This is a genomic window from Mycolicibacterium sp. CBM1 (assembly GCF_054073305.1).
Map to the genome: position 1 here is coordinate 360,727 of NZ_JBSXPP010000002.1, position 15,700 is coordinate 376,426.

Annotated in this window: 18 protein-coding genes; 12 read left to right on the forward strand and 6 right to left on the reverse strand. The window is 68.7% G+C overall.

All coding sequences use genetic code 11. From position 1 onward, the window contains the following. Positions 1-3: 3 nt before the first annotated feature. Both ACXDF8_RS04285 and ACXDF8_RS04290 read right to left on the reverse strand, forming a co-directional pair. Positions 4-1,341, reverse strand: a complete 1,338-nt coding sequence (locus tag ACXDF8_RS04285) for a lipase family protein (protein WP_457222002.1) — start codon at positions 1,339-1,341, stop codon at positions 4-6. Positions 1,342-1,383: 42 nt separating this feature from the next. After that, positions 1,384-2,076 carry an NUDIX hydrolase gene (locus ACXDF8_RS04290; RefSeq protein ID WP_457222003.1) on the reverse strand — a complete coding sequence of 231 codons (693 nt, stop codon included), beginning with the start codon at positions 2,074-2,076 and terminating at the stop codon, positions 1,384-1,386. Positions 2,077-2,124: 48 nt separating this feature from the next. On the opposite strand from ACXDF8_RS04290, the gene nadA reads away from it, so the two are divergent. Genes nadA through nadC form a run of 3 tightly spaced genes read left to right on the forward strand, consistent with a single transcriptional unit; the run spans position 2,125 to position 5,590 of the window. Then, the gene (gene nadA / locus ACXDF8_RS04295; RefSeq protein WP_457222004.1) at positions 2,125-3,174 is read left to right on the forward strand and encodes a quinolinate synthase NadA; all 1,050 of its coding nucleotides are present in this window, start codon (positions 2,125-2,127) and stop codon (positions 3,172-3,174) included. Next, a complete protein-coding gene (locus ACXDF8_RS04300) occupies positions 3,171-4,736 on the forward strand; it encodes an L-aspartate oxidase (protein WP_457222005.1) in 1,566 nt (521 codons plus the stop codon). Before nadA ends, ACXDF8_RS04300 begins: the two co-directional genes overlap by 4 nt. Further along, complete coding sequence (gene nadC / locus ACXDF8_RS04305) at positions 4,733-5,590, forward strand: carboxylating nicotinate-nucleotide diphosphorylase (protein WP_457222006.1); 858 nt, start codon at positions 4,733-4,735, stop codon at positions 5,588-5,590. The genes ACXDF8_RS04300 and nadC overlap by 4 nt, the downstream gene beginning before the upstream one ends. A gap of 1 nt (position 5,591) precedes the next feature. Here the strand turns inward: nadC and ACXDF8_RS04310 are convergent, their stop codons facing one another. From ACXDF8_RS04310 to ACXDF8_RS04325, 4 genes are read right to left on the reverse strand one after another with little or no spacing between them, the layout of a single operon-like run. Next, positions 5,592-6,005 carry a nitroreductase family deazaflavin-dependent oxidoreductase gene (locus tag ACXDF8_RS04310; RefSeq protein ID WP_457222007.1) on the reverse strand — a complete coding sequence of 138 codons (414 nt, stop codon included), beginning with the start codon at positions 6,003-6,005 and terminating at the stop codon, positions 5,592-5,594. A 10-nt stretch (positions 6,006-6,015) separates the two neighbouring features. Further along, the gene (locus ACXDF8_RS04315) at positions 6,016-7,098 is read right to left on the reverse strand and encodes a PrsW family intramembrane metalloprotease (protein WP_457222008.1); all 1,083 of its coding nucleotides are present in this window, start codon (positions 7,096-7,098) and stop codon (positions 6,016-6,018) included. Next, positions 7,095-7,667 carry a hypothetical protein gene (locus tag ACXDF8_RS04320; RefSeq protein WP_457222009.1) on the reverse strand — a complete coding sequence of 191 codons (573 nt, stop codon included), beginning with the start codon at positions 7,665-7,667 and terminating at the stop codon, positions 7,095-7,097. Before ACXDF8_RS04320 ends, ACXDF8_RS04315 begins: the two co-directional genes overlap by 4 nt. 50 nt (positions 7,668-7,717) lie before the next feature. Next, positions 7,718-8,353, reverse strand: a complete 636-nt coding sequence (locus tag ACXDF8_RS04325) for a LysE family transporter (protein WP_457222010.1) — start codon at positions 8,351-8,353, stop codon at positions 7,718-7,720. A gap of 78 nt (positions 8,354-8,431) precedes the next feature. Here ACXDF8_RS04325 and hisD point away from each other — a divergent pair, with 78 nt between their 5' ends. From hisD to ACXDF8_RS04370, 9 genes are all read left to right on the forward strand, one after another. Further along, on the forward strand, positions 8,432-9,760 hold the full coding sequence (gene hisD / locus ACXDF8_RS04330; RefSeq protein WP_457222011.1) for a histidinol dehydrogenase: 1,329 nt from the start codon (positions 8,432-8,434) through the stop codon (positions 9,758-9,760). A gap of 2 nt (positions 9,761-9,762) precedes the next feature. Then, complete coding sequence (locus ACXDF8_RS04335) at positions 9,763-10,893, forward strand: histidinol-phosphate transaminase (RefSeq protein WP_457222058.1); 1,131 nt, start codon at positions 9,763-9,765, stop codon at positions 10,891-10,893. After that, positions 10,890-11,510 (forward strand): imidazoleglycerol-phosphate dehydratase HisB, encoded by a 621-nt coding sequence (gene hisB / locus ACXDF8_RS04340; protein ID WP_457222012.1) that lies wholly within the window; start codon positions 10,890-10,892, stop codon positions 11,508-11,510. The genes ACXDF8_RS04335 and hisB overlap by 4 nt, the downstream gene beginning before the upstream one ends. After that, positions 11,507-12,136 (forward strand): imidazole glycerol phosphate synthase subunit HisH, encoded by a 630-nt coding sequence (gene hisH, locus ACXDF8_RS04345; protein ID WP_457222013.1) that lies wholly within the window; start codon positions 11,507-11,509, stop codon positions 12,134-12,136. The genes hisB and hisH overlap by 4 nt, the downstream gene beginning before the upstream one ends. A gap of 2 nt (positions 12,137-12,138) precedes the next feature. Next, the gene (priA, locus tag ACXDF8_RS04350; RefSeq protein ID WP_457222014.1) at positions 12,139-12,885 is read left to right on the forward strand and encodes a bifunctional 1-(5-phosphoribosyl)-5-((5-phosphoribosylamino)methylideneamino)imidazole-4-carboxamide isomerase/phosphoribosylanthranilate isomerase PriA; all 747 of its coding nucleotides are present in this window, start codon (positions 12,139-12,141) and stop codon (positions 12,883-12,885) included. Next, positions 12,885-13,688: an inositol monophosphatase family protein gene (locus ACXDF8_RS04355; protein WP_457222015.1), complete on the forward strand. Its 804-nt coding sequence runs from the start codon at positions 12,885-12,887 to the stop codon at positions 13,686-13,688. Before priA ends, ACXDF8_RS04355 begins: the two co-directional genes overlap by 1 nt. Then, a complete protein-coding gene (gene hisF / locus ACXDF8_RS04360; RefSeq protein ID WP_457222016.1) occupies positions 13,688-14,461 on the forward strand; it encodes an imidazole glycerol phosphate synthase subunit HisF in 774 nt (257 codons plus the stop codon). The genes ACXDF8_RS04355 and hisF overlap by 1 nt, the downstream gene beginning before the upstream one ends. A gap of 72 nt (positions 14,462-14,533) precedes the next feature. Then, positions 14,534-14,878, forward strand: coding sequence for a phosphoribosyl-AMP cyclohydrolase (gene hisI, locus ACXDF8_RS04365; RefSeq protein WP_457222017.1), 345 nt, complete (start codon positions 14,534-14,536; stop codon positions 14,876-14,878). 21 nt (positions 14,879-14,899) lie between these two features. Next, entirely contained in the window at positions 14,900-15,637 is a 738-nt protein-coding gene (locus ACXDF8_RS04370; protein ID WP_457222018.1) for an IclR family transcriptional regulator, read from the forward strand. Positions 15,638-15,700 lie beyond the last annotated feature (63 nt).

The following is a 15,700-nucleotide window of genomic DNA, read 5'->3' on the forward strand; positions in this document are numbered from 1 at the left end:
CCGCTACAGCGGGCGGAACGGGATGCGGCCGCCGGAGAACACCCGAGCCACGATGCCGCCGAGCCGCCACATCCCGGCATAGGTCATCGGGTTGAGCAGTGTCGGCCAGGTGGTCCGCACGATGTGCTCGTCGATTGGGCGCCCCTCGAACCGGTCGGTGAGCCAGCGCAGCGTCATCGGCGCCGACATCGGATGCAGGAGCATGTGCTCACTGAACCCGTCGCGGTGGTAGGTGACCTTCGCTCCGCCGGTCGAATAGGCGTGCGCCAGGTCGTCGATGTCCTCGACCGCGATCACCGAGTCGTGCACGGCCTGCACGATCAGCACCGGCAGGTCGGGCACCGCCTTGCCCAGCTTGATGTTGTCGAAGACGTACTGAACCTCGGGGGTCGCCAGGATCTCTTCCAGTGGCGGATACACCAGGTTGTCGAAATCGGTACGGAACAGCCGGATGACGGCCTCGGCGGTCGTCATCCGTTCCAGCCGACGCAGCAATGCCAGGCCCTCGTCGGTGGCGTTCTGCTCGATCACCCGATTCAGGTCGGGGTAGGTCTTGGCCAGCGCGGACACCACCAGGGCGGGCAGCGCGGCGAGGTAGGTGCCGTTCAACTTCCGGAACGTGTGGCCGAGGTCGCCGACCGGCGATCCGAGGACTGCGCCGACGATGTTGAGCTCGGGGGCGTAATCCTCGTGCATTTCGGCCGCCCATGCACTGGCCAACCCGCCGCCGGAGTAACCCCACAGCCCGATCTGGCTGTCGTCGGCGAGGCCGAACCGCGCGAATCCGAGCGCGGCGCGCAAGCCGTCCAGGACGGCATAGCCGGGCTCGTAGGGGGCGCCCCAGATCCCGTTGGGCCCCTCGTGGTCGGGAACCGACACCACCCAGCCCTCTGCCAGTGCGGCAGCGATCAGGAGGTATTCCAGCTGGGGGAGCGATCCGACCGCCTTGGCGCGCCGACGCATCGCATACGACGGGAAACAGCGCGAGGACACTGCATCGATGGCGCACTGGTACGACACGATGTTGCGGACCTGAGCGGGCGTGTGGCCGCTCGGAATCAGGACGGTGGTGACGGTGGCCTGGGGCAAACCGTCGTGATCGGTGGTGCGATACAGCAGTTGAGTTGCCGTGACGCGTTGCGGAATCAGGCCGAGAAACCCGAGCTCGACATCGCGGGAGCGCAACACGGTGCCCGGCTCGGCATGCTCGAAGCCTGTCGGCGGCTGGTAGAACGCGTCCTCGGCCGGCAGCACCGGACGCGCGCCCCGCTCGAGTTCCTCGTGCGGGGCCGCGCCGATCCATTCGGGGCTGACGGCCCCGACGGCACTCACCGGATTCATTCCATCCTTCATACCTTAAGAAGGCTCTAAGAACCAGTCGACTCACCCAGGCGGGCGCAATGCGGCGAACTCGTCGGTGACCCGCAGCCGTGAGTCGGTGAAGCGGTACAGGGCCGCCGGGCGGCCGCCACTGCGGCCCGAATGTGCGGTGGTTCCGGTCGGTGTGATCACCCCGCGGCGGGCCAGCACGCGCTGCAGGTTGGTCGCGTCGACCTGGTATCCCAACGCCGCACCGTAGATGTCGCGCAGTGTGGAAAGTGCGAATTCCCTTGGTGTGAGGGCGAATCCGATATTGGTATAGGAGAGTTTCGCGGCAAGTCTGGTCCTGGCGTAGTCCACCATCGGGCCGTGGTCGAACGCCATGTCGGGCAGCGCGCTTGCCGGGTGCCAGCGCGTGTCCGGTGGTAGCTCGGGGGTGGCGACCGAGGGCACCAGACCCAGGAAGGTGGAGGCGATGGTGCGCGGGCCCGGTACCCGGCCGGGATCGGAGAAGACCGCGAGTTGCTCGAGGTGGGCGATCTCACGCACGTCGACCTTCTCGGCCAGTTGGCGACGCACAGAACTGATCAGGTCCTCGTCGGGTCCCAGCCGGCCGCCGGGCAGTGCCCACTTACCGCGCTCGGGATCCAGGGCCCGTTGCCATAACAGCACGTTAAGGCTGGGTTTCCGGGAGCTGGCGTCGCCAACCTGGAATACGACGGCAAGCACCTCGTGCTCGGTGCTAGTATGAGTCACGTTTTCGATTATAAGTCGAAAACCTCGACTGCAAGACAGGAGGCGGCGATGACCGTCTTGGATCGTGCCGACTCCGTCGCCAGCGACCTGGCTGCCCGCATCACTGACGGGCCCGGTGGATACACCGGAGTGGTCGGCGACGAAGAGTGGGCGGCCGAAGTTCGCCGTCTAGCGGAACTGCGTAATGCGACCATCCTGGCCCACAACTATCAGTTGCCGGCGATTCAGGACGTGGCCGACCACGTCGGCGACTCGCTGGCACTGTCGAGGATCGCCGCCGAAGCCGCCGAGGACACCATCGTGTTCTGCGGCGTGCACTTCATGGCCGAGACCGCCAAGATCTTGTCCCCGGAGAAGACGGTGTTGATCCCCGATCAGCGCGCCGGCTGCTCGCTGGCCGACTCCATCACCGCCGAAGAGCTGCAGGCCTGGAAAGACGAGCACCCCGGCGCGGTGGTGGTGTCCTACGTCAACACCACCGCCGCAGTGAAGGCGCTGACCGATATCTGCTGCACGTCGTCCAACGCGGTCGAGGTGGTGGCCTCGATTCCGGCCGACCGTGAGGTGCTGTTCTGCCCCGACCAGTTCCTCGGCGCGCACGTACGCCGGATGACCGGCCGGGAGAACCTGCACATCTGGGCTGGCGAGTGCCATGTGCACGCGGGTATCAACGGCGACGAACTGGCCGCCCAGGCCCGCAGCCATCCCGACGCTGAGCTGTTCGTGCATCCCGAATGTGGCTGCGCCACATCGGCGTTGTACCTCGCCGGCGAGGGTTCCTTCCCCGCCGACCGAGTGAAGATCCTGTCCACCGGCGGCATGCTGGATGCGGCCAAGGCCTCGCACGCCAAGCAGGTCCTGGTGGCGACCGAGGTCGGCATGCTGCACCAATTGCGCCGCGCCGCACCGGGTATCGACTTCCAGGCCGTCAATGACCGGGCATCGTGCCGCTATATGAAGATGATCACTCCGGCCGCGTTACTGCGCTGCCTGGTGGACGGCGCCGACGAGGTCGACGTCGACGCCGAAACCGCCCGGCTGGCTCGCGCCAGCGTCCAGCGGATGATCGAGATCGGCCAGCCCGGCGGCGGGGAATGACCCGCCAGTTCGCTTGCGGTGCCAACACCGCGGGCGTGGACTGGCAGCAACGCGCCGACGTCGTGGTGATCGGCACCGGCGTCGCCGGTCTGGCCGCGGCGCTGGCCGCACACCGGATGGGCCGGCGCACAGTCATTTTGAGCAAGGCTGACGATACGGCGACGTTCTACGCCCAGGGCGGCATCGCGGTCGTGCTGCCGAGCACCGACGACTCCGTCGACGCCCATGTTCGCGACACCCTGGCCGCGGGTGCGGGTTTGTGCGATCCCGACGCGGTGCGCTCGATCGTCGCTGACGGTCACCGCGCGGTGGTCGATCTGGTGCACGACGGTGCCCGGTTCGACGAGAGCGCTCCCGGGCAATGGGCGCTCACCAGAGAGGGCGGTCACTCCCGACGGCGGATCATCCATGCAGGCGGGGACGCCACCGGTGCCGAGGTCCAGCGCGCGCTCAATCATGCCGCCGCCACCCTGGACATCCGCCGCAACCACGTCGCACTCCAGATCCTGCACGATGAATCGGCGGTCACCGGGGTGCTCGTCCGCAACGCCGATGGACTCGGGGTGGTGCACGCCCGCTCGGTCATCCTGGCCACCGGTGGCCTCGGCCATCTCTACGCGGCGACCACGAATCCGGAGGGCTCCACCGGCGACGGCATTGCGCTGGCGCTGTGGGCCGGCGTCGGCGTCACCGACGTCGAGTTCATCCAGTTCCACCCGACGATGCTGTTCGACCGCAACGGCACCGGCCGGCGGCCGCTGATCACCGAGGCGTTGCGCGGCGAGGGCGCCGTGCTGCGTGACGCCCGAGGTGAGTCGGTCACCGACGGGGTGCACCCCCTGGGCGATCTGGCGCCGCGCGACGTGGTGGCCGCGGCCATCGAGGCGCGGCTGCGGGCGAGCGGCGATGAATGTGTGTTCCTCGATGCCCGCTCAGTCGACCGGTTCGAGCAGCGGTTCCCGACGGTGACGGCCGCCTGCCGAGCCGCCGGAATCGACCCCACCCGTGAGCCGATCCCGGTGGTTCCGGGGGCGCACTACAGCTGCGGCGGTGTCGGCACCGATGTGTACGGGCGTACCGAGATGGCCGGCCTGTTCGCGGCCGGTGAGGTCGCCCGGACCGGAATGCACGGCGCCAACCGGCTGGCGTCGAACAGCCTGTTGGAAGGTCTCGTGGTCGGTGGTCGCGCCGGTAACGCCGCCGCGCAGCATTCCCGAGATGCCGCCGCGCCGATGGCCAAAGTCGAACGGTGCCAACACGATGCGCTGGACCGCCGGACACTGCAGGCCGCGATGACCCGCTGGGCCTCGGTGGTTCGCGACGCCGACGGCTTGGAGCAGCTCACCGAAACCCTGGCCGAGGCCACGCCCCGTTCCACCGCCACCCGGGCCGACGTCGAGGATGTCGCGCTGACCGTGACCGCCCGCGCCGTTGCCGCCGCCGCGCTGGCCCGCACCGAGTCGCGCGGCTGCCACCATCGTGGTGACTATCCCACCGCCGACCCGGCGCAGGCCGTCAGTCGCACCCTGCACGGCGAACCGGCGGCGGTGTGTGTGCGATGAAACCGACCGACACCGAGCTGGCGGAGGCGCTCGTCACGATCCGGCGCGGGCTCGAGGAGGATCTCCGCTACGGCCCCGACGTCACGACGCTGGCCACCGTGCCCGCCGACGCCAGGACCGTCGCCGCTTTGGTGGCCCGTGAGCCCGGCGTCGCGGCGGGAGTGGACGTGGCGCTGCTGGTGCTCGACGAGGTACTCGGGCAGGACGGCTACTCGGTCGTCGACCGGGTCGAGGACAGCACCCGACTCGAAGCCGGTACGGCGCTGTTGCGGGTGGAGGCGCCCACGCAGGGCCTGCTCACCGCCGAACGGACACTGCTGAACCTGGTGTGCCACCTGTCCGGGATCGCCACTGCCACCGCGGCGTGGGTCGAGGCGGTCGAGGGCACCAAGGCCAGCATCCGCGACACCCGCAAGACCCTGCCCGGTCTGCGGGCGCTACAGAAGTACGCGGTGCGGGTCGGCGGCGGGGTCAATCACCGGATGGGCTTGGGCGACGCCGCCCTGATCAAGGACAATCACGTGGCGGCCGCGGGGTCGGTGGTGGCGGCGCTGCGCGCGGTACGCACCGCCGCGCCGGATGTGCCATGCGAGGTCGAGGTGGACACCCTCGAGCAACTCGACGAGGTTCTCGCCGAGGACGTGGCGCTGATCCTGCTGGACAACTTCCCGGTCTGGCAGACCCAGATCGCCGTGCAACGTCGGGACGCGCGTGCCCCTGGTGTGCAGCTCGAATCCTCCGGCGGGCTCAGCCTAGGCTCCGCCGCCGAGTACGCCGGCACCGGCGTCGACTATCTGGCGGTCGGCGCATTGACGCACTCGGTGCGGGTGCTCGACGTCGGACTCGATCTGTAGGTCAGCCGACGTCGGCGACGAACGCGCCCACGCCGCGCTTGACGCCCGAACGAGCGATCCGCGGCAGCGACGGGTCGTCGGTTCCCGCGGGCACGATCCGCGGGTTGACCAGGTGCAGGGTGTGCCGGCCCAGGCGAATGTCGGCTTCACCGGCGGCCAGAATGTTCTTGACCCAGTTGGTCTTTCCATGGCCGAGCAGGACCGCCACGGTGTCGCCCTTGCGATAGGCGGAGACGATCGTTTCGTAAGCCTTGCCCGACGTCCGGCCGCGGTGGGAGATGACCGACATCCCCGGCATGAATTTCGCCAGCGGCCGCATGGCCGGGTTGAAGTACTTGATCTGGAAGTTCTCGAACCAGACCGGGAACTTCATCGGCACGCCGGGCGCGTTGTTCGGATGATCCTTGGTTGCCATGGTGCCGAATCTATGCCGTGGCCGGCGCGGGGGCCGCGGCGGTGCCCTCTACGGCGGCGGCCGCCAACAGGTCGAAGGCGGCGCGCTGCTCATACTTCACGGCCTTGCCGGCGGGTCGGCCGCCGGAGCGGCGGGCCGCGCGGCGCAGTTTGCGGCGGGCGCGCGCCGTGGGCAGCGACTCCAACACCGCGGGCTCGACGCCGGCCAGCGCTTGGGTGGTGCGCATCGCAGCGATGAGGTCCACCAGACGGCTGCGTTCGTAACGCAGCAGCAGGAACACGGCCACACCGAAGACGGCGAGGTTGATGGCGAACTTGCCCAGCACGCCGGGGACCGGTGCGTCCCAGATGAAGTGCATGAACGGACCGGCCGCGAGCAGCGGAAGCGCGGTGCCGATGCGGCGCCGCCACGACCACCTGGTGCGCTCGTCGAATGTCGATAACAGAATCAGAACACCGACGGTGACCAATGCGGTGTAGGCCCAGTGTGCTGGGATGGCGGTGAGGATCCGGACCACCAGGTTCGTCCCGGCGCCGGAGAGGTCGGAGTCCAGACTCTTCAGCGCGTCGTTGGTGGCGTAGCTCAGGTCCTCCATCACGTCGAACCCGAAGCCGACGAACATGCCGACCAGCAGCGCTTGGGAGATCCGGTTGAACACCGCGCCGCAGAGCACCAGAATGACGGCCGCGCACAGCGCCTTGGCCGCCTCCTCGATGATGGGCGCGGTCAGCGCTGGCCCCCACTGGGTGAGAGTGTCTGGGTCGATGTAGCGCCCCCAGACCTCGTTGAGCGCGGTGTTGCCGTTCATCGCCATGAGTAGCGCGATCGTGCCGCCCAGCGCAGCGCCGGCGACAAGGACCTGCGGATAGTGCCGCACGGTGCGGTATGGATCGAACCGGTACATCAGCCAGACCAGGAAGACGATGAACGCCAGCCACACCGGGCTGAGCACGATCTCTGCCGACATCGTCTCGTGGATCGCGCCGCCGTACTCGAGCAGCAGCCCGAAGATCCCGACGACCGCGGCAGCCACGTACAGCCAGAACACCGCCGACCCGGGACGGTAGACCAGCGGCTGCTGCGGGGCGCTCACTGCTTGGTCCTGGTGATCAGATCGATGACCTGGCCGATCGGCGGGGCTGGCTGGCCCGGTGAGCCCAGCGCCACGACCGAGACGATGACGTCGTCGTCGTGCAGGAAGGCGCACGTTCCGGTGGCCGACTCGGTGACGGCCACGCAGGTGTGCCCGTCGAGGGCGCCGTCGGGAGACGTGATGTGACCGCCGTCGAGGGCCGAGGTGATGCCTTGGATGCGATGCAGCCGGATGAGCCGGTCGGTCACCGCGTCGGGATCACGCTGATCCCGGTCGAAGACCTCCACCAAAACGGTGACGTCGCTGTTGCGTAACACCGCGCTGTCGCCCTGGTCGAGCGCCTGCCACCCCTGTGGGGTCTCCACCGCCACCACGTTGCCCTCGTCGGTGACGGCACTGAGCTGTTCGGCGCCGGCCTCCGCGGGATTCCACTCCCGCGACGGCAGTGTGGCGTCGAGGATCACGGGCACGAGCGGCACCGCCAGCATCAGGGCCGCCAGCACGGCCGCGGGGCGTTTCTGCGTCAGCCGGCGGCCACGCAGCGTCGACGGCGTTGGTATGGCAGTCATTGCAGGGCTTAACTCTAGAGCCGCCGCGCGCTGCCCGCAGGGGTAGCCGGTCAGGTCGCCGCGGCGCGTCGCACCAGGGAGAGGACCACCGCTGCGGTCGCGAATAGCCCCGAAAAGGTCCGGTTGAGCGCTCGTTGCTGACGGGGAGTGCGCAGCCAGCCCAGGAGCCGCGACGCGAGCCCGGTGTATGCCCCCATCACCACCAGATCGACGGCCACCATGGTGGCCGCGATGGTCAGGTACTGCGGCACCAGCGGTGCGGTCGGCACCACGAATTGGGGTAGCACCGCCAGCAGGAACACCAGCCCCTTGGGGTTGGTCGCGTTGACCAGGAAGCCGCGCACCAGCAGGGCCAGCCGGCGGTTGTCGGCGCCGGTGCGCAGCTCGTCGTCCAGGTCCAAGGGGGCGCTGCGCCACTGGCGTACCGCGAGATACACCAGGTAGACGACGCCGACCCACTTGATGACCAAGAAGGCGACCACCGATTGCGCGACCGTGGCCCCCAAGCCGACGGCCACGGCCGCCAGCTGCAGCATCAAGCCGATCTGCAACCCGGTGATGCTCCAGTATCCGCGGCGCAGACCACAGGTCAGGCCGGTCGCCATGGACTGGATGGCACCGGCGCCGGGGGAGATGCTGATGGCGATGGAGGCGCCCAGAAAGGCCAGCCACAGGTCCCATTGCATGACGGCAGTATCCGGGCTCGGCGCCGCCGCGCTCAATCGATTTTTATTCAGGTGCACGGATCGGGGACAATTGAAGCGATGACCAGCTTCGCGATGAACCGGATCGACCTGCGGGGGCGTACGCTCACCGCGGCCCAGCTGCGTACGGCGCTGCCCCGCGGCGGTGTGGACGTCGACTCCGTCGTGCCGAAGGTGCGCCCGATCGTCGACGACGTCGCGGCGCGGGGTGCGGTGGCTGCGCTGGACTACGGCGAGAAGTTCGACGGCGTGCGGCCGCTGACCGTGCGTGTCGCGGCCCGCGAGCTGGACGCCGCACTGGCTGCCCTGGATCCTGAGGTGCGCACCGCGCTCGAGGTTGCCATCGACCGCACCCGGGCGGTGCACGCCGACCAACGGCGCACCGACACCACCACCCTGTTCGACTCCGGCGCATCGGTCACCGAGCGCTGGGTACCCGTCGAGCGGGTCGGGCTCTACGTGCCGGGTGGCAACGCCGTCTACCCGTCCAGCGTGGTGATGAATGTGGTGCCCGCCCAGACCGCCGGGGTGGACTCGCTGGTGATCACCAGCCCGCCGCAGTCCGAGTTCAGCGGACTACCGCACCCCACCATCCTGGCCGCCGCCCGGCTGCTGGGCGTCGCGGAGGTGTGGGCCGTCGGCGGTGCGCAGGCGGTGGCGTTGCTAGCTTTCGGCGGTACCGACACTGACGGTGCCGAATTGGCCCCGGTCGACATGATCACCGGGCCGGGCAACATCTACGTCACTGCCGCCAAGCGGATCTGCCGTTCGCAGGTCGGTATCGACGCCGAAGCCGGTCCCACCGAGATCGCGATCCTGGCCGACCACACCGCCGATCCGGTGCACGTTGCCGCCGACCTGATCAGCCAGGCCGAGCACGACGTGATGGCCGCCAGCGTGCTGGTGACCGACAGCACCGCGCTGGCCGAGGCGACCGAGGCCGAACTCGCGGTGCAGTTGCAGACCACCAAGCACCGCGAAAGGGTGACCGAGGCGCTGCGTGGGCGGCAGTCCGGCGTCGTGCTGGTCGACGACATCGACACCGGTGTCCGGGTGGTCAACGCCTACGCCGCAGAGCATCTGGAGATCCAGACCGCCGATGCCAACGAGGTGGCGGCCCGCGTCCGGGCGGCGGGGGCGATCTTCGTCGGCCCCTGGTCTCCGGTGAGCCTGGGCGACTACTGCGCGGGGTCCAATCACGTGCTGCCGACCGCGGGCTGCGCCCGGCATTCCAGCGGACTGTCGGTGCAGACCTTCCTGCGTGGCATCCATGTCGTCGACTACACCGAGGCGGCGTTGAAAGACGTTGCCGGCCATGTGATCACGCTGGCCAAGGCCGAGGACCTGCCGGCGCACGGTGAAGCGGTGCGCCGGAGGTTCGAAAAGTGAGCATCCCGGGCGCCGGTGTGACGCTGGCCGACCTTCCGCTGCGCGACGATCTGCGGGGCAAATCGCCTTATGGCGCCCCGCAACTCGAGGTGCCGGTGCGGCTGAACACCAACGAGAACCCGCACCCGCCCAGCCGCGCGCTGGTCGACGATGTCGCCCGTTCGGTTGAGCGGGCCGCCGCGGAGTTGCACCGCTATCCCGACCGTGACGCCGTCGAACTGCGCGCGGACCTGGCCCACTACCTGACCCGGCAGACCGGTATCGAGGTGTCATACGAGAACGTCTGGGCGGCAAACGGATCCAACGAGATCCTGCAGCAACTCCTGCAGGCGTTCGGCGGCCCGGGCCGCAGCGCCATCGGCTTCGTGCCGTCGTACTCGATGCACCCCATCATCTCCGATGGCACCCAGACCGAGTGGATCGAATCGTCGCGAGCCGCGGACTTCAGCCTGGATGCCGACACGGCGGCTACCGTCATTGCCGCTCGCGATCCCGACGTGGTGTTCGTCGCGAGCCCCAACAATCCTTCCGGACAGAGCATTCCGCTGCCCGATATGCGGCGGATGCTGGACGCGATGCGGCGCGGGATCCTCATCGTCGACGAAGCCTACGGCGAATTCTCCAGCCAGCCCAGTGCGATCGCCCTGATCGACGAATACCCGAACCGCCTCGTTGTCACCCGGACCATGAGCAAGGCCTTCGCCTTCGCCGGTGGGCGGCTGGGCTACCTGGCCGCCGCCCCGGCGATCATCGATGCGGTGCTGCTGGTGCGCCTGCCCTATCACCTGTCGGTACTCACCCAGGCCGCTGCATGCGCCGCACTGCGCCACGCCGACGAGACGCTGGGTAGCGTCGCCACCCTGGTCGCCGAACGGGAGCGGGTCAGTGCGGCGTTGACCGAGCTCGGATTCCGGGTGATTCCCAGCGACGCCAATTTCGTGCTGTTCGGCGAATTCGCCGACGCCGCAACGGCCTGGCAACACTATCTGGACGACGGAATCCTCATCCGCGACGTCGGGATCCGCGGATTCCTGCGCACCACAATCGGATTGGCCGACGAGAATGACGCCTTCCTGGCCGCCAGCGCCCGGCTGGCCACCACTGATCTGGCCCAGCCGCTAGGAGCACCATGACCGCCATCGCTACCCGTCGCGCCCGGGTGGAGCGCAAGACCCGTGAATCCGACATCGTCGTCGAACTCGACCTCGACGGCACCGGCGACGTCAGCGTGCATACCGGGGTGCCGTTCTTCGACCACATGCTGACCTCGCTGGGCACCCACGCAAGCTTCGACCTGGCGATCAGCGCCCAGGGCGACGTCGACATCGAGGGCCACCACACCATCGAGGACACCGCGATCGTGCTCGGCACCGCGCTGGGCCAGGCGCTCGGCGACAAGAAGGGCATCCGCCGCTTCGGTGACGCGTTCATCCCGATGGACGAGACGCTGGCCCATGCTGCCGTCGACGTCTCGGGCCGGCCCTATTTCGTGCACACCGGCGAACCGGACTACATGGTGGACTTCACCATCGCCGGTTCCGCCGTGCCGTACCACACCGTGGTCAACCGGCACGTGTTTGAGTCGTTGGCCTTCAACGCCCGGATCTCGCTGCATGTGCGCACCATCTACGGCCGCGACCCACACCACATCACCGAGGCGCAGTACAAGGCGGTGGCCCGCGCGCTGCGGCAGGCGGTGGAACCCGATCCGCGGGTCACCGGCGTGCCGTCCACCAAAGGTTCGCTGTGACAGGTGGATCCGCTAAGCGTGTAGTCGTCCTCGACTACGGCTCGGGCAACCTGCGATCGGCGCAGCGCGCGCTCGAGCGCACCGGGGCCCAGGTGGAGGTCACCTCCGACGCCGAGCGTGCCCGCAATGCCGACGGCCTGGTGGTGCCGGGCGTCGGTGCCTACGAGGCCTGCATGACCGGACTGCGCGGGATCGGGGGTGACCGCATCATCGCCGACCGGGTCGCGGCGGGCCGGCCGGTGCTGGGCGTGTGCGTGGGCATGCAGATCCTGTTCGCCCGGGGCGTGGAGTTCGGTGTCGAATCCCGCGGTTGTGGCCAGTGGCCCGGTTCGGTGACCCGCCTGGACGCGCCGGTGATCCCGCACATGGGTTGGAACGTGGTCGAGGCGGCATCCGGTAGTCGGTTGTTCAAAGGACTCGACGCCGACACCCGGTTCTATTTCGTGCACTCCTACGCCGCGCAGACGTGGGAAGGTGCACCCGATGCGCTGCTGACCTGGGCCAGCCACCACGTGCGGTTCCTTGCCGCGGTCGAGGACGGCCCGCTGTCGGCGACACAATTTCATCCGGAGAAGAGCGGCGACGCCGGTGCGGCACTGCTCGCGAATTGGGTTGAGGGGCTGTAGAAGTGCCATTGATTCTCCTTCCGGCCGTCGACGTGGTCGACGGCCGCGCGGTGCGGCTGGTGCAAGGCAAGGCCGGTAGTGAAACCGAGTACGGCTCGGCGCTGGACGCGGCGCTCACCTGGCAGCGTGACGGCGCGGAGTGGATCCACCTGGTCGACCTGGATGCGGCCTTCGGGCGCGGCTCCAACCGCGAACTGCTCGCCGAGGTGGTCGGAAAGCTCGACGTGAAAGTCGAGCTTTCCGGGGGTATCCGCGATGACGAGTCACTGAAGGCCGCGTTGGCCACCGGCTGCGCCCGGGTCAACATCGGTACCGCGGCTCTGGAGAACCCGCTGTGGTGCGCGGCCGCGATCGCCGAGTACGGCGACCGGGTGGCTGTCGGCTTGGACGTGCTCGTCGACACCGCTTCGGCCAACGAGAGCTACCGGCTGCGTGGGCGCGGGTGGGAGACCGACGGCGGGGATCTGTGGCAGGTGCTCGAGCGACTCGACAGCGAGGGCTGCTCGCGCTTCGTCGTCACCGATGTCACCAAGGACGGCACGCTGACCGGGCCCAACCTCGACCTGCTCGAGGGCGTCGCGGAGTGCACGGACGCTCCGGTGATCGCCTCGGGCGGGGTGTCCAGCCTGGAAGACCTGCTCGCCATCGCGACGCTGACCGACAGCGGCGTCGAGGGTGCGATCGTCGGAAAGGCCTTGTATGCAGGACGTTTCACGCTCCCGGAGGCGCTGGCCGCGGTGAGCCGGTAGTGGACCTCGACGCCCTCGTGGCCCAGGCTGCGGCGATACTGGACGAGGCGTCCGGGCCGTTCATCGCCGGGCATCGCGCCGATTCGGCGGTGCAGAAGAAGGGCAACGACTTCGCCACCGAGGTGGACTTGGCTATTGAGCGCCAGGTCGTCTCCGCGCTGGAGAAGTCCACCGGCATCGGCGTGCACGGCGAGGAATTCGGCGGCGCCGACATCGATTCGCCGCTGGTGTGGGTGCTCGACCCGATCGACGGCACGTTCAACTACGCCGCCGGGTCGCCGATGGCGGCAATCCTGCTGGGTCTGCTGCGCGAGGGCGAGCCGGTCGCCGGGTTGACGTGGCTGCCGTTCACCGATCAGCGCTACAGCGCGGTGGTGGGTGGACCGGTGTACTACAACGGTGTCGCGCTGTCGCCGATCGGACGCGGCGATATCGGCGGATGCGTCATGGGTATCGGCACGTTCAACGTCGACTGGCGTGGCCGGTTCCCCGGCCGCTACCGGTTGGCCGTGCTGGAAAGCTTGAGTCGGGTTTGCTCGAAGCTGCGGATGCACGGCGCCACCGGCATCGACATCGCCTATGTTTCCGCTGGAATTCTCGGTGCGGCAATCAGTTTCGGCGACCACATCTGGGATCACGCCGCCGGGGTGGCGCTGGTGCGGGCGGCCGGGGGAGTCGTCACCGACCTCTCCGGTGAGCAGTGGACGCCGTCGTCGCGCTCGGCGCTGGCCGCGGCGCCCGGCGTGCACGAGCACGTCCTTGAAATCCTGGCTTCTATCGGTTCACCGGAGGATTACCGCTGATGGACGTCGCAGTGCGCGTCATCCCCTGCCTGGACGTCGACGCAGGTCGGGTGGTCAAGGGCGTCAACTTCGAGAACCTCCGCGACGCCGGTGATCCGGTCGAGCTTGCGGCGGTCTACGACGCCGAAGGCGCCGACGAGCTGACCTTTTTGGACGTCACGGCCTCTTCGTCGGGGCGTGCGACGATGCTCGACGTGGTGCGGCGCACCGCCGAGCAAGTGTTCATTCCGCTCACCGTCGGTGGCGGGGTGCGTTCGGTGGCCGACGTCGACGCGCTGTTGCGCGCCGGTGCCGACAAGGTGTCGGTGAACACCGCCGCGATCGCCCGCCCGGAGTTGCTGGCCGAGTTGTCCCGGCAATTCGGGTCGCAGTGCATCGTGCTGTCGGTGGACGCCCGCACCGTGCCGGCGGGCTCGGTGCCCACCCCGTCCGGCTGGGAGGTCACCACGCACGGCGGACGGCAGGGGACCGGGATCGACGCCGTCGAATGGGCCGCCCGTGGAGCGGAATTGGGCGTCGGGGAGATCCTGCTGAACTCTATGGACGCCGATGGCACGAAGGCCGGCTTCGACCTGGCGATGCTGCGGGCGGTGCGCAAGGCCGTCACCGTTCCAGTGATCGCCAGCGGTGGCGCTGGTGCGGTCGGCGATTTCGCGCCTGCGGTGGAGTCCGGCGCCGATGCGGTACTGGCGGCGAGCGTTTTCCACTTCCGTGAGCTGACGATCGGTCAAGTGAAGGCGGCGATGGCAGCAGCGGGGATCACCGTCCGATGAGCGCAGCGAAGAGGACAAGTTGGGGTGACGTCCGATGAGCGCAGCGAAGAGGACAAAGGCAGGTGACGTCCGATGAGCCTGGACCCTGATATCGCCGCCCGGCTCAAGCGCGATGCCACCGGGCTGTTCGCGGCGATCGCTCAGGAACGCGGCACCGGCGATGTCCTGATGGTCGCCTGGATGGACGACGAGGCGCTCGCCCGCACCCTGGCCACCCGGGAAGCCACCTACTATTCGCGCTCCCGCGGCGAGTACTGGGTCAAGGGCGCCACCTCCGGCCACACCCAGCACGTGCACTCGGTGCGGCTGGACTGCGACGGTGACGCGGTGCTGCTGGAGGTCGATCAGGTCGGCGGGGCCTGCCACACCGGTGACCACAGCTGCTTCGATGCCGATCTGCTCCTCGGCGAGGAGTAGCAAGCCGCTCGTGGACACGTCGTGCGCAACGTTCTGACCGCCCTTGAGGTGCTCGAAGGTGTGGCGCGTCTTCAGCCCGTCGGGTTGTCCGCGCTGGCACGTGCGCTGGGTATCCCGAAGACCACCGTGCAGCGGTGCCTTGTCACCTTGGCCGAGGCCGGGTGGGTCCACATAGTTCCGGACCGCGACGGGACCAAGTGGGAAGTGGCGTCCAAACCCTTCATCGTCGCGGTATCAGCGGCCGGCCGGATGGATCTGCCCGATGTCGGCATGAGGCGCCTGCAGGCTCTGGCCCGCGAATCTCGATGCGGCGCTACGTTGTCCATCCGTGACGGCGACGAGATCGTGACCGTGGGCCACGTCGGTCGGGAGGGCTTTTCGGCGACCGGCTCTCGTGAACCGCTGCACGCCGGCGTTGACGGTGAGGTGATCATGGCCTTCGCCCCGCCCGGCGAGCTGGGGCGGTATCTGCGCCGCCATGACGGCGCCGCCCACCTCGGTGCCGGGCAGGATGACCTGAGACGCAGGCACGACCTTATCCGTCGGCGTGGGTTCGCTGTCAGCGGCGACCTCGAGGTGGCTTCGACCACGATTGCAGCGGCAATCCGCTTGGGCCTGGGCTGGCCGGTCGGATCCATCTCTGTCACGGTGCCCGAGGCCGTACTCGCCGCGGGCATCAGGGACCAGCTCGGAGCCATGGTTGCCCGAGCCGCAACCGGTATTGCGGAGGATCTTGCGATCCGCGCCGCCGGGGTCTGACGTTCGAAACGAAAGTTGCCGGTCCGTGAGGCGGACCGAGGCCCGCGGGCTCACAGTCGGTGT